Source organism: Mesorhizobium sp. LSJC269B00 (assembly GCF_000502815.1).
GTDB lineage: Bacteria > Pseudomonadota > Alphaproteobacteria > Rhizobiales > Rhizobiaceae > Mesorhizobium.
In genome coordinates this window covers 209,016-222,150 of the sequence record NZ_AYVN01000003.1, presented here as the reverse complement: position 1 = coordinate 222,150, position 13,135 = coordinate 209,016, and the positions used below count along the sequence as shown (strand labels likewise).

Below are 13,135 nucleotides of genomic sequence, written 5' to 3'. Positions count from 1 at the left end.
CGTGGACAACAAGATTTCTGCCTTTGCAAATAAATTGTGATCGCTTAGCTTGTCCGTATGACGCCGCAGGATATCTCCACCCTGATTGTCCGGACCTCGATGAAGGATCGGACTGCGTTCGATCTGCTTTACCGGCAAACCAGTGCGAAACTTTTCGGCGTGTGCCTTCGTGTATTGAAGGATCGCGGAGATGCGGAAGAAGCGCTGCAAGAGGTCTTCGTCAAAGTGTGGACGAAGGCGGATCGTTTCGCTGTTTCTGATCTCAGCCCAATCTCCTGGCTGGTGGCCATAGCACGCAATCATGCGATTGATCGCATCCGCTCGCGACGCAAGCCTGCTGCCGATATCGATGCCGCGCTCGACGTGGCTGACCCCGGTCCCGGGCCAGAGGCTATGGTTGTTGCGGGCGGTGAATCCGAGCGCATCTATCAGTGCCTTGAAGAGTTGGAACAAGACCGGGCGCAAGCCGTTCGGGGTGCGTATTTGAACGGCGAAAGTTACGCCGAGCTCGCGGAACGTCATAAGGTTCCGCTCAACACGATGCGGACATGGCTGCGCCGCAGCCTGTTGAAACTTAGAGAATGTCTGGAAAGATGACCCTGGCAGAAGAAAATGGACCGGAACGTGGAGGCGACGACCTGCTCGCAGCCGAATACGTTCTCGGCGTGCTGCCGGCGGATGAGCGCCAGATAGCCTCCGGACGCATCGACGCGGAGACCGGCTTTGCCCGTCTCGTCGATTCCTGGGAAGTGAACCTCTCGCCGATCGCTGCCGCTTATGCTGAGGTAGAGCCGCCGGCCACGGTCAAGCCGGCTATCGATCGCCGGCTGTTCTCCTCCACCGCGGCGTCGATGACGGCGCCGAGCGGCAGTCTCTGGTCCAGCCTTGCCTTCTGGCGCGGCCTCACCGCAGCGGCTCTCGCGGCCCTGGTACTCTATGTCGCCGTGCCCTACGTCAGGTCGCCGGTCGTCGTGCCACAGGAGCGCCTCGTCGCCTCGCTGGCCGCCGAAGGCAGCGATGTCAAATACCTCGTCGTCTACGACGCATCCCGCCGCGATGTCGGCCTGTCGCTGGTTTCGGGCGAACGCGCCCCCGGCAAGGACTTCGAACTGTGGATGATCGAAGGCAAGAATGCGCCGGTCTCGATGGGTGTCATTCCCGCCGGCCAGGTCACGCACATTCCGGTTACCCCGGCAGTGCAGCAGAAGCTGGCGCAAGGCGCCGTGCTTGCCGTCAGCGTCGAGCCGACGGGCGGTTCGACGACCGGACAGCCGACCGGACCGGTCGTTGCCGCGGGCGACCTGAAGGGCATCTGATAAATCGTAAGATCATGACGTGACAATGAAGGCAGCGGAAGTACATCTTCCGCTGTTTTCGTTTTGGATACGCTGCTGGAGATTAGAGATTCGATCTCCGGAGATAATTCGCCGACAAGATAAAGGATAAATTTTTCCCGGCGCGCGGAAACTCAGGCAGTTCTATTACGTATCTCCTCATGTTCCCGAAAGAGGAAACAACAACCCTGAGGAGTTCGAACACTATGCGTAGAATCGCCACCCTTTTGCTCGCCGGTACCATTGCCGTCTCCGCCCTCGCCACAATCGCCTATGCCGAGAATCCGATGGTTGGCGGCGCCGCCATGTACGCCAACAAGAACATCGTTGAGAACGCCGTCAATTCGAAGGATCACACGACACTGGTCGCCGCCGTCAAGGCTGCCGGCCTGGTCGAGACACTGCAGGGCGCCGGCCCGTTCACCGTGTTCGCGCCGACCAATGAGGCCTTCGCCGCGCTTCCGGCTGGCACGGTCGAGTCGCTGCTCAAGCCCGAGAACAAGGACAAGCTCACCAAGATCCTGACCTGCCATGTCATCGGCGCCAAGGCGATGGGCGCCGATGTCGCCTCGATGGCCAAGGCCGATGGCGGCACCCACAAGGTCAAGACGGTCGGCGGCTGCGAGCTGTCGCTCAAGGCCGATGGCGGCAAGGTCACCGTAGCCGACGAGAACGGCAATGTCGCCAATGTCACGATCGCCGATGTCGAGCAGTCGAACGGCGTCATCCACGTCATCGACAAGGTCCTGCTGCCGAAGATGTAACAAAGCCCCTGCCGCCGACGAACAGGCGGTAAGCTCCTGCAGATTGCGCGGCCCCGCCCCCGTGGGCCGAGCAACGACCGAGCGCTCCATCCCGTCCGCAACAAGCGCGGAGCCGGTGTGGAGCGTTCGTTTGCAGGACAACCGTCACCGGCTTTTGATTTTCCAGTGGCGGCCAAAATTGGCAAAACAACCCGCAGGAGGATTTCTGTCATGAACCGTCGAGATTTGCTTTTGAGCGGCGCCGCCATCGTTGCCGTGGCCGGCGCGGCGGCAACGTTGCGCATGGGCGGGCCCGCTAAGGCTGCCGAAACCTTCGAGGTCACCAAGACCGACGCCGAATGGCACGCCATCCTGTCCGACGAAGCCTTCAACGTGCTGCGCAAGGAAGGCACCGAGTATCCCGGCACCAGCCCGCTGCTGAACGAGCATCGCAAGGGCATTTTCGCCTGCGCCGGTTGCGACCTGCCGGTCTACCCCTCAGACACCAAGTTCGAGTCCGGCACCGGCTGGCCGAGCTTCTGGCAGGAGATTGCCAACGCCGTCGGCAAGACCGAGGACCGTTCGCTGGGCATGACCCGCACCGAGGTTCATTGCCGCCGCTGCGGCGGTCATCTCGGCCATGTCTTCGATGACGGTCCCGCACCCACCGGCCTGCGCCATTGCATCAACGGCGTGGCGCTCAGCTTCAAGCCGGCCACTGCCTGACCGTTCGGCGTCTTTTGGCGGGATTGGGGATTTGGCGCCGGCGTGACGACCGCCTCCTATCTCTTGAAATGGGGCGAAAACAGTCAACTTCAAGAATTGGCAGACGGCTTTTTATGCGTAGATTCCGCAGCCCTTAACGAGAGGGCCAGAACCTATGCAACTAACTGAAGCACGGGCTCGCGACGGCGAGCCCAAATCGACCTCCAAATCGACCGACGGTGTTGATGCGGACCGGCCGCGAATATCCCATTCCGTGGTGATCGCCGGCGGCGGCCCGACCGGGTTGATGCTGGCCGGCGAGCTTTCCCTGGCCGGCATCGATGTCGCCATCGTCGAGCGGCGCGAGAACCAGGACCTCGCGGGCGCGCGCTCGGGCGGCCTGCATTCGCGCACCATCGAGATCTTCGACCAGCGCGGCATTGCCGATCGGTTCCTGTCGCAAGGCCAGACCGCACAGGTCGCAGGCTTCGCCGGCGTTTCGCTTGATATCAGCGACTTCCCCACCCGCCACAATTACGGGCTGGCGCTGTGGCAAAAGCACATAGAGCGCATCCTTGCCTGCTGGGTCGAGGAGCTTGGCGTCACGTTCTACCGTGGCCGCGAGGTGACAGGCTTGGTGCAGGATGGCGGCGGCGTCGATGTCGCGCTGAGCGATGGCGGGTCGCTTCGTGCCGATTATCTCGTCGGCTGCGACGGCGGCAGAAGCCTCGTGCGCAAGGCGGCGGGCATCGAGTTCCCCGGTTCCGAGCCGACAACCAGCAATTTGATCGCCGAGATCGAGGTAACGGAAGAGCCGCAATGGGGTATCCACCGCGATGCCATCGGAATTCACGGCCTCAGCAGACTGGAAGACGGTACGGTGCGGGTGCTGGTGACCGAACGCGAGGTCGGGGCCGGCGGCGTGCCCACATTGCATGAGCTCAGCGAGGCGCTCATTGCCGTCTACGGCACCGATTACGGCGTCCACAATCCAACATCGCTGGCCCGCTTCACCGACATGACCCGGCAGGCAGCCTCATACCGCAAGGGGCGGGTGCTGCTCGCCGGCGACGCCGCGCATGTGCATCCACCGGACGGTGGACAGGGGCTGCAGACCGGCGTGCAGGACGCGGTCAATCTGGGCTGGAAGCTCGCCCAAGTGGTCAGGAAAACTGCGCCCGAAAGCCTGCTCGACAGCTACCAGGCAGAGCGCCACCCGATTGCCGCGCGTGTGATGAAAAACACCATGGCGTCGGTCGTGCTCCGTCGCGAAGACGAGCGCACCAAGGCGCTGCGCGATACAGTGTCGGAACTTCTCGGCATGGAAGAGCCGCGCAAGCGTTTTGCCGGCATGTTGTCCGGCCTGGACATCCACTACGATATTGGCGAGGGGCATCCGCTGCTGGGGCGTCGCATGCCGGATCTCGACCTCGTCACCGCTGCCGGTCCGCTGCCGGTTTTCGCCCTGCTGCACGACGCTCGGCCGCTGCTGCTTAATCTTGGTGAGCCCGGCGCTTTTGGTATCGGCCAGTGGGTGGAGCGGATTCAGCTGGTCGACGCCAGCTACGATGGCGCGTGGGAGCTTCCGGTGCTGGGGGCAGTCGAAGCCCCACGCGCAGTGCTGGTCCGGCCTGACGGTTATGTGGCCTGGGTCGGCGGCCCTGAAGCAGCCGGGCTAACCGACTCGCTGACCAAATGGTTTGGGCCGCCTCGACCAAGGAGCTTGACAACGATCGATGCTTAAGCGTGACCCCGGAAATCGGGGGTGATTTCCGGGGTCACACATGAGGGCGCCAGGCGGGGGATCCGGCGCGCTCAATGGCCTCCGCCACCGCTGCCCGCGGGCGGCGCCGGCTTGGCGATGACCAGGGTGAAGACCGCCATGGTCGCGAACAGCACGGTCAGCATGGTGAACACGTCCATGAACGACAGCAGCGACGCCTGCTGCTGGACCATGCCCGACAGTTTGGAGATCGCCGCCTTGGTGGCGTCGAGGCCGGGAGTCTGCTGGAAGTCAAGCGTCATGTTCTGCAGCTTGGTCTGCGCCGCCGCACTGCCCCATTCCACATGCTCGGCCAGCCTGGCGTAGTGGAAGGCGCTGCGATCGATCAGCACGGTGTTGATGACGGCAAGGCCGACCGCACCGCCGAGGTTGCGGGTCAGGTTGAACAGGCCCGACGCGTTCTTCAGCCGGTCCGGCGGCAAGGTGCCGAGCGCAATGTTGTTGATCGGCACCATGCACAGCATCATCGAGCTGCCGCGCAGGATCTGCGGGATCAGCAATTCCCAGAAATCCCAGTCGGCGGTCAGATGCGTCATCCACCATGTGCCGGCAGCGAAACCGAACAGCCCGATCATCATCATGATGCGCAAATCCATCTTGCTCGACAGGATGCCGGAAATCGGCGCAGTGACGAACATCGCCAGGCCGCTGACGAACAGGGCTTCGCCGATCATCAAGGAATCGTAGCCGCGGATGCGTCCGAGGAACACCGGGTAGAGATAGGTCAGACCGTACAGGCCGATGCCGATGACGAAGGAGAACAGCGAACCGAAGGCGAAATTGACGTTGGTGAAGGCCCTGAGATCGACGATCGGCTCCTCGGCGGTGAAGGCACGCCAGAAGAACAGCGCCGCACCGACAACCATGATGATGGCGCACATGAACACGGCCTGTTCCTGCAGCCAGTCATGGTTCGGACCTTCCTCGAGCACATATTCCATGCAGCCGAGAAACGCCGCCATGCCGGCAAGGCCCCACCAGTCGAACTTGCTGAACAGGCCGAGATTGGGCTTGTCGAAATCGATCAGGGTCCAGGTCGTGACCGTCACCAGAATGCCTGGAATGACATTGATGAGGAACAGCCAGTGCCACGACATGGCATGGCTGATATAGCCGCCGACGGTCGGGCCGATGGTCGGCGCCAGCGTCGCCACCAGGCCGATCATCGGCGACACCATGGCGCGGCGCGACGGGGGGAAGATGGTGAAGGCGGCGGCGAAAACGCTCGGGATCATGCCGCCGCCGATAAAGCCCTGGATGGCGCGGTAGACGATCATCTGGTCGATGTTGGTGGCGGTCGCGGCCAGCGCGCTGGCCGCCGTGAAGCCGGCCGCGGCGCCTGCAAACAGCACGCGCGTCGACAGCATCCGGCTGAGGAAGCCCGACAGCGGGATCATCACCACTTCGGCGATCAGATAGGCGGTCTGCACCCATGGGATTTCATCGGAACTGGCGCTGAGGCCGGCCTGGATCTCGGCCAGCGAGGCTGAGACGATCTGGATGTCGAGGATCGCCATGAACATGCCGAACACCATCGCCAGGAAGGCGATGAGGCGGCGCGTCGAGATGGTCGTCGGTACCGCCGGCATGGCAGGCACCGGCGCCGCTCCTGCTGTTATGGTTGCGGTTGCCATGGCATTGCTNGTCGGTACCGCCGGCATGGCAGGCACCGGCGCCGCTCCTGCTGTTATGGTTGCGGTTGCCATGGCATTGCTCCCGGCGTTCGCTCAGTTCGCCGCGGCCGGAGCCGTGCGGCTGTCGACGGCGACAACGACGCTCAGGCCGGCGCGCAGCCTGCCTGCCTTCAGCACATCGGCCGGCACGTCGATGCGAACCGGGATGCGCTGCACCACCTTGGTGAAGTTGCCGGTGGCATTTTCCGGCGGCAGCAGCGAGAACACCGCACCCGAAGCCGGCGCCAGCGACGACACCGTGCCTTCGAAATCATGGCCGTCCGTGGCGTCGACCGAGACCCGCACCTTCTCGCCGGGCACCAGCTTGGCCAGCTGCGTCTCCTTGAAGTTGGCAACGATGTAGAGCTTGTCCAGCGGCACCACGACGGCGAGCTTCTGGCCGGGGCTGACGAGGTCGCCCTGCTCGACCGAGCGGTTGCCGACGACGCCGTCATAAGGCGCCTTGAGCACGGTGAAGGACAGATCGCGCGCGGCCTTGTCGCGGTTCAGCCGCAGCGAAGCCAGCGTGCTGGCCGATTCGGCGCGCTGCGCTTCGAACACGCCGATATTGGCCTGTGCGGCTGCAATCTGCGCGTCGGCGCCGACGAGGGCTGCATTGGCCTGGTCGAGAGCGGTCTGGGCATCGTCCAGTTGCGCCTGTGTGCCGACATGCGTCTTGACCAGTTGCGCGGCGCGCTGCTGGGCGCGAGCGGCGTTGTCGGCTGCCGCCTGGTCGGCGACCTTCTGCGCCTGCGCCTGTTGCAGCGAAGCTTGCGCCGCCTTGGTCTGCGCGTCGATACGGTCGAGCGTCTTGGCCAGCGTGGCGATCTGCGCCTCCGCCTGGGCAACGGCTATTCTGTAGTCGCCGTCGTCGATCGTCAGCAGCGGATCGCCGGCCTTGACCTGCTGGTTCTCCGAGACCTTGACTTGATCGACATAGCCGGAAATCTTCGGCGAGACGAACGACATGTCGGCCTGGACATAGGCATCGTCGGTCGAGATCAGGAACCGGCCGTCGGTCCAGTAATTATAGCCATACCAGGCGCCGGCGCTGAGCAGAGCGAGGCCGATGATCGGCAGCATGAACGAGCGAGCCGACCGCTTCTTCTTGGCCGGCACCTCGGCCAAAACTTCGGCGGCAGGCTTGATGGGCGCTTCCGGCGCTTCGATAACCGGCGAGACCTTGGCGTTGGGAAAGGGGCGGACTTCGGCGGTGGTTGGCGTGTTCGAGGACATGATATCTCGCTACCGTAGCTACATAAGGAAAATGTGTTATACTGAACCGTTCGGTTCGATGCGAACGTTGACATAGCGCTAAAGCAGGCCCATATCAAGAGCAATCGAACCGATCGGTTCGAATTATTTCGCGAGGTGTGACTTTAATGGCCGACACGTTACCCGACGTCGAAAATGATCCGTGCGATGTGCTGGATAGTGCGCGTCGCGGCCGCCCGGCGGCGGGCCAGGATCCGGTCAAGCGCAGCCAGATCATCGAAGGCGCGCGGCGCGTGTTCATCGACAAGGGCTTCGAAGCGGCGTCGATGAACGACATTACCCGCGAGGCCGGCGTCTCCAAGGGCACCATCTATGTCTACTTCGCCAACAAGGAAGAGCTGTTCGAGGCACTGATCGAGGAAGAGCGCGGCACCATCTTCAAGAACATGTACGACATGCTCGACCGCGCCGACGATCTGCGCCAGACGCTGGTGAAATTCGGCAAGGTGCTGTCGATGAAGATCACCTCGGCCAAGGTCATCCAGGCGCAACGCACCGTGATCGGCGCCTCCGACAGGATACCGGACATGGGCGCGCGGTTTTACGAACGTGGCCCCAAACGCGGCCACGACAAGGTGGTCAAGTTCCTCAATGCAGCCATCGAACGCGGCCTGCTCAAGATCGATGATGTCGATCTTGCCGCCTATCAATTCACCGAACTGTGCCTCGCCGGCCTGTTTCGCCAGTGCATCTTCGCCTACCGCACCAAGGCGCCGAGCCAGGATGAAATCGACCACATCGTGCGGTCGGGCGTCAGCCTGTTCCTGAAGTCCTACGGCACTGAAAAGCTTGCCGAGGAAGAAAGCCACCAGATGATCGCGCTCGAGGCGAAGTCCAAGGCAAAGGCCTAGTTAGCCAAAGGTCTTTTTTCGCAACTCCGGACGGAAAACCGCTTCACACTTTTCCCGGAGTTGCTTTTAACCGCCATTGGCCGCCAGCACGATCGCCGCGCGCAGTTCGTCCAGACCCTCGCCCTTTTCCGACGACGTGGCGAGCACCAACGGAAACGCCGCCGGCCGCTTCTTGATCTTCAGTAATGTCTCTTCGATCAGCTGCGGCACGCCGGCGGCCTTGATCTTGTCGGTCTTGGTCAGCACGATCTGGTAGGACACCGCCGCCTTGTCGAGCAGCGACAGCACTTCGTCGTCCTTGGCTTTGATGCCATGGCGGGAATCGATCAGCACATAGACCCGCTTCAGCGTCACGCGGCCCTTGAGATAGTCGAAGACCAGCTTGGTCCAATCGTCCACCTTTTCCTTCGGCGCGCTGGCATAGCCGTAGCCCGGCATGTCGACCAGCGCCATTGGCGGCAAGTCGGTGCCTTCGCCGGAAAACCCGCCCGGCACGAAATAGTTGAGCTCCTGCGTGCGCCCCGGCGTGTTGGAGGTGCGCGCCAGCCCGTTATGGCCGACCAGCGCATTGATCAGCGACGACTTGCCGACATTGGAGCGGCCGGCAAAGGCGATCTCCGGCGGCCCCTCCGGCGGCAGGAACTTCATCGCCGGCACGCCGCGGATGAAGATCCACCCCTTGGTGAACAGGTCGGTTCCGATGACGGTGTTGCCCAGCGCGTTCAAATCGCTGCCTCCAGCCTGGAAATATCGGCGCCCCGAATGGCGTTGAGGTTGCGGCCGATCTTGTCCACCGGCCAGTTCCACCACGCCACGGAAAGCAGCCGCCTGACCGTCCTGTCGTCGAAACGCATCTTCACCACCTTTGCCGCATTGCCGGCGACGATCGCATAGGCCGGCACGTCATGCGTCACCACCGATTTCGCCGCCACGATGGCGCCATTGCCGACCGACACGCCGGGCATGATCACCGCATCCATGCCGATCCATACATCATTGCCGACCACCGTGTCGCCGCGCAGTTCCTGCGACCACGTCTTCGGGTCGAAGCCTTGCTCCCAGCCATGGCCGAAAATGTTGAACGGATAGGTGGAAAAGCCGGACATGGCATGGTTGGCGCCGTTCATGATGAAGCGCGCGCCCTCGGCGATGGCGCAGAACTTGCCGATGATCAGCTTGTCGCCGATGAAGGGATAATGATGCAGCACGCACCGCTCGGCGAATTTGTCCGGTCCGTCAGGATCGTCATAGTAGGTGAACTCGCCGATCTCGATATTCGGCGCGGTGACCAGGGGCTTGAGGAAGCCGACGCGGGTGTGCATCGGGATCGGGTGTTTGATGTCTGGGTTGGGTCCGTCCATGGCGAGATCCGTCGAGAGTGGCGCAAATTAAAGCCGCCATTCGAGATGGCGTGATCCGCCCTATAGCACCAATCGCCCGATGAGCGAGCCCTGCTGGGCTTCGATGTTCAGTTCGTGCCGCGGCAGATCACGATCAGGTCGACCGCCGCCGTCGGCTAAGGCGCCCTGAAACAAAAAAAACGGGGCCCTGCGAAGGACAAGCAGGACCCCGGTGGTGTCGAAGACGGCTTCAAAAGAATGGCACCTCCTCGTGAGGTGGGGAAGGCACACCGAGAAAGCCCGTCGCAGCCCGCCGTCATTCCCCGTTGCGTAAAGCCGTTACTTCGGCAACAGCACCTTGTTGACGACGTGGATGACGCCGTTCGACTGGTTGACGTCGGCGACCGTTACCTTGGCGGCGCCGCCGGATTCGTCGACGATATAAAGCGCGCCTTTTTTTACCTCGGCGATCAGCGTGTCGCCGCTGACGGTCTTCATTTCATACTTGCCACCCATCGCCTTGGCCTTGGTCATCATATCCTTGGCCGAGATCTTGCCGGCCACGACATGGGCGGTCAGGATCTTGGTCAGCTTGTCCTTATTTTCGGGCTTCACCAGCGTGGCGACGGTGCCGGCCGGCAGTTTCTTGAAGGCGGAATCAGTCGGCGCAAACACCGTGAAGGGTCCCGCGCTTTCCAGCGTGTCGACCAGGCCGGCGGCCTTGACGGCGGCAACCAGCGTCTTGTGGATCGGCGAGTTGAGGGCGTTCTCGACGATGTTCTTCGAGGTCAGCATCGCAGCGCCGCCAACGGCGGGATTGGCGAGCGTATAGGCCGTCGTAGCTGCGAGGCCCGATAGAGCCAGGCCGGCGGAAAAGCAGAATGCCTTGAGGATGGACTTTGCCATTGGAGAACCCTTCTGGTGCGACAATTGTTGATTCGATTGTCGGGAAGAGTTACGCGGCGATTGCGGGAAAGTCTCGGTGCAGAGTAAAAAAGGACAATGATAACAAATATTTAAAGGCGAATGCCCATTCCACGCGCCGCATCCCCGCGATGGACATGACGGGGTCACGGATCAAAAACAGCGGTCTTCGGATTAGAGCTGATCGGTGTTGATCGGCCTTGGCGGTACAAGCAGCAGCCACGCCGGTTGCACGCCGCAAGTTTCGCGCCTCACGGGAACGTGATGCGCGCCTCGTCCACAAAAAACACCGGACGAGCCGGGGCTTTGATTGCCACGCTGTTTATTCAGCTGGCGAGGGTTTCTTTCGGAACAATGCCGTCAGATTGTCCCACAATTCGATCTTGGCGCCCTGGCGCTTCATGATCACGCCCTGCTGCAGGATCGACAGCGTGTTGTTCCAGGCCCAGTAGATGACGAGGCCGGCCGGGAAGCTGCCCATCATGAAGGTGAAGATCACCGGCATCCAGGTGAAGATCTGCGCCTGCGTCGGATCCGGCGGCGTCGGGTTCATGCGCATCTGCAGGAACATGGTGATGCCCATGACCACCGCCCAGGCGCCCATATGCGGCAGGAATGCCGGCGGCGCGAAGGGCAGCAGGCCGAACAGGTTGAAGACCGAGGTCGGATCGGGCGCGGCCAGATCCTGGACCCAGCCGAAGAACGGCGCGTGCCGCATCTCGATGGTGATGTAGAGCACCTTGTAGAGCGAGAAGAACACCGGGATCTGCAGCGCCACCGGCCAGCAGCCGGCGAGCGGATTGATCTTCTCGGTCTTGTACAGCTCCATCATCGCCTGTTGCTGCTTCATCTTGTCGTCCGCGTATTTCTCGCGGATCTCGAGCATCTTGGGCTGCACCTTCTTCATGTTCGCCATCGACGCATAGGATTTGTTGGCGAGCGGGAAGAAGAGGGTTTTGACGACGACGGTGGTGGCAAGGATGGCCAGACCGAAATTGCCGAAGAATTTGTACAGCGTGTCGATCAGGTAGAACATCGGCTTGGTGATCCAGATGAACCATCCCCAATCGATCAGCCGGTCGAACAGCCTGATCTGGCGATCCTGGGCGTAGGCGTTGATCTTGTTGACTTCCTTGGCGCCGGCGAAGATCTCGGTCTCGACCGTCGCCGACTGGCCGGCGGCAATGGTGATCGGGTCGGTGAGGAAGTCCGACTGGTAGCGCGGGCGGCCATTGTCGTAATAGGCATAGTGCGGCTGGAAGGGCTGCTTCTCGGTCGGCACCAGGGTGACCGCCCAATATTTGTCGGTGATGCCAAGCCAGCCATCGGTCGATTTGCTCGGCGTATAGAGCTTGTTCTTCTCGATGTCGGCGTATTTGTGCTCCTGCAGGCCTTCGGTTCCCGTGACGCCGATCAGGCCTTCATGCAGCACATAGGAGCTGGCGACGGCCGGCTTGTCGAAACGGATGACGCGGCCGTAATTGGACAGCGTGACGGGGGTCGAGCCTGAATTCTGCACCGCATCGGAAACGGTGAACATGTAGTCGCCGTCGACGGAGATCGTGCGCTTGAAGGTCAGGCCCTTGTCGTTGGTGAAGGTCAGCGTCACTGGCGTCGCCGGCGTCAGCGTCGCATTGCCGTCGACGCTCCAGACCGTTTCCGGGCCCGGCACCGTGCCGGTCGTGTCGCTGCCGACAAAGCCGATCTCGGCATAATAGCCGGTGGGCAGCGCCTGCGGATTGAGCAGCTGGATCTGCGGCGATGTCTTGTCGACCGTCTCGGTGTAGTGCTTGAGCTTTAGGTCGTCGAGGCGGGCGCCGGTGAGGTTGATCGAGCCCGACAGGCTCGGCGTGTCGATGTTGACGCGGGCCGTCTTGGCCACTTCCTGCGCGCGGCCTTCCGGCGTCGTGACATAGGTGCCGGGCGCGTTTGGAATGGCGCCGGGCGCCGCGGGCGCCGGCGTGCCGCCGGGATTGGCGGCCTCGGCCGCCTTCTTCTGCTCCGCCGCCCGCTGCTCTTCGATGCGGGCCGCCTCGCGCTGCTGTTCGCTCCGCGGCAGCACATAGAAATATTGCCACAGCCCGAGGATCAGCACCGACAAGACGATGGTGATGTAGAAGTTCCGGTTATTTTCCATCGAAAGCCCTTGGCCTATCGTGTTCCGCTGAGACGGCGGGAGAGTTCGGCCTTCAAGTGGCCGAACGGAATGGTGAGCACGTCTTCACGCCCGACAATGACATAGTCATTGCCGGGCGCCATGTCACTTGCGGCATGGGTGCGCACGGCTTCTTTCAGCCGCCGCCTGACGCGGTTGCGCACAACCGCATTGCCGACCTTCTTGGTGACGGTGAAGCCGACGCGCGGCGGCAGACCGTCTTTGCGGTCGAGAACTTCAACGAGAAAAAGCCGCCCGCGCCGCTTTTCACCGCGGCGGACGGCCAGGAATTCCGCACGTTTCAGAAGCCGCTTGGGGTTTGGTCCCACTGGCTTGCCGGTTGCGGGCAACG

Annotated in this window: 13 protein-coding genes; 6 read left to right on the top strand and 7 right to left on the bottom strand. The window is 62.4% G+C overall.

Annotated elements, in window-relative coordinates:
- Nucleotides 1-57 precede the first annotated feature (57 nt).
- From X771_RS1000000166540 to X771_RS155830, 5 genes are all read left to right on the top strand, one after another.
- Nucleotides 58-597, top strand: a complete 540-nt coding sequence (locus tag X771_RS1000000166540; protein ID WP_023673234.1) for a sigma-70 family RNA polymerase sigma factor — start codon at nt 58-60, stop codon at nt 595-597.
- Entirely contained in the window at nt 594-1,316 is a 723-nt protein-coding gene (locus tag X771_RS155815; protein ID WP_023687460.1) for an anti-sigma factor, read from the top strand. Before X771_RS1000000166540 ends, X771_RS155815 begins: the two co-directional genes overlap by 4 nt.
- 224 nt (nt 1,317-1,540) lie before the next feature.
- Nucleotides 1,541-2,098: a fasciclin domain-containing protein gene (locus tag X771_RS155820; RefSeq protein WP_023687459.1), complete on the top strand. Its 558-nt coding sequence runs from the start codon at nt 1,541-1,543 to the stop codon at nt 2,096-2,098.
- A gap of 210 nt (nt 2,099-2,308) precedes the next feature.
- On the top strand, nt 2,309-2,803 hold the full coding sequence (gene msrB / locus X771_RS155825; protein WP_023687458.1) for a peptide-methionine (R)-S-oxide reductase MsrB: 495 nt from the start codon (nt 2,309-2,311) through the stop codon (nt 2,801-2,803).
- A 154-nt stretch (nt 2,804-2,957) separates the two neighbouring features.
- Nucleotides 2,958-4,526, top strand: coding sequence for an FAD-dependent monooxygenase (locus X771_RS155830; protein WP_033001359.1), 1,569 nt, complete (start codon nt 2,958-2,960; stop codon nt 4,524-4,526).
- A 71-nt stretch (nt 4,527-4,597) separates the two neighbouring features.
- Here the strand turns inward: X771_RS155830 and X771_RS155835 are convergent, their stop codons facing one another.
- Both X771_RS155835 and X771_RS155840 read right to left on the bottom strand, forming a co-directional pair.
- Nucleotides 4,598-6,199 (bottom strand): DHA2 family efflux MFS transporter permease subunit, encoded by a 1,602-nt coding sequence (locus X771_RS155835; protein ID WP_023687456.1) that lies wholly within the window; start codon nt 6,197-6,199, stop codon nt 4,598-4,600.
- A gap of 93 nt (nt 6,200-6,292) precedes the next feature.
- Complete coding sequence (locus tag X771_RS155840; protein WP_023687455.1) at nt 6,293-7,474, bottom strand: HlyD family secretion protein; 1,182 nt, start codon at nt 7,472-7,474, stop codon at nt 6,293-6,295.
- 146 nt (nt 7,475-7,620) lie between these two features.
- Here X771_RS155840 and X771_RS155845 point away from each other — a divergent pair, with 146 nt between their 5' ends.
- A complete protein-coding gene (locus tag X771_RS155845; protein ID WP_023681357.1) occupies nt 7,621-8,364 on the top strand; it encodes a TetR/AcrR family transcriptional regulator in 744 nt (247 codons plus the stop codon).
- 66 nt (nt 8,365-8,430) lie between these two features.
- Here the strand turns inward: X771_RS155845 and yihA are convergent, their stop codons facing one another.
- From yihA to rnpA, 5 genes are all read right to left on the bottom strand, one after another.
- Nucleotides 8,431-9,090: a ribosome biogenesis GTP-binding protein YihA/YsxC gene (yihA, locus tag X771_RS155850; RefSeq protein WP_023687454.1), complete on the bottom strand. Its 660-nt coding sequence runs from the start codon at nt 9,088-9,090 to the stop codon at nt 8,431-8,433.
- A complete protein-coding gene (locus X771_RS155855; RefSeq protein ID WP_023681358.1) occupies nt 9,087-9,725 on the bottom strand; it encodes a CatB-related O-acetyltransferase in 639 nt (212 codons plus the stop codon). The genes yihA and X771_RS155855 overlap by 4 nt, the downstream gene beginning before the upstream one ends.
- A 318-nt stretch (nt 9,726-10,043) precedes the next feature.
- Nucleotides 10,044-10,610 carry a fasciclin domain-containing protein gene (locus tag X771_RS155860; RefSeq protein WP_023673244.1) on the bottom strand — a complete coding sequence of 189 codons (567 nt, stop codon included), beginning with the start codon at nt 10,608-10,610 and terminating at the stop codon, nt 10,044-10,046.
- A gap of 340 nt (nt 10,611-10,950) precedes the next feature.
- Nucleotides 10,951-12,765, bottom strand: coding sequence for a membrane protein insertase YidC (gene yidC, locus X771_RS155865; protein ID WP_023681359.1), 1,815 nt, complete (start codon nt 12,763-12,765; stop codon nt 10,951-10,953).
- 14 nt (nt 12,766-12,779) lie between these two features.
- Nucleotides 12,780-13,133, bottom strand: a complete 354-nt coding sequence (gene rnpA / locus X771_RS155870) for a ribonuclease P protein component (RefSeq protein WP_023681360.1) — start codon at nt 13,131-13,133, stop codon at nt 12,780-12,782.
- Between the last annotated feature and the right edge of the window lie 2 nt (nt 13,134-13,135).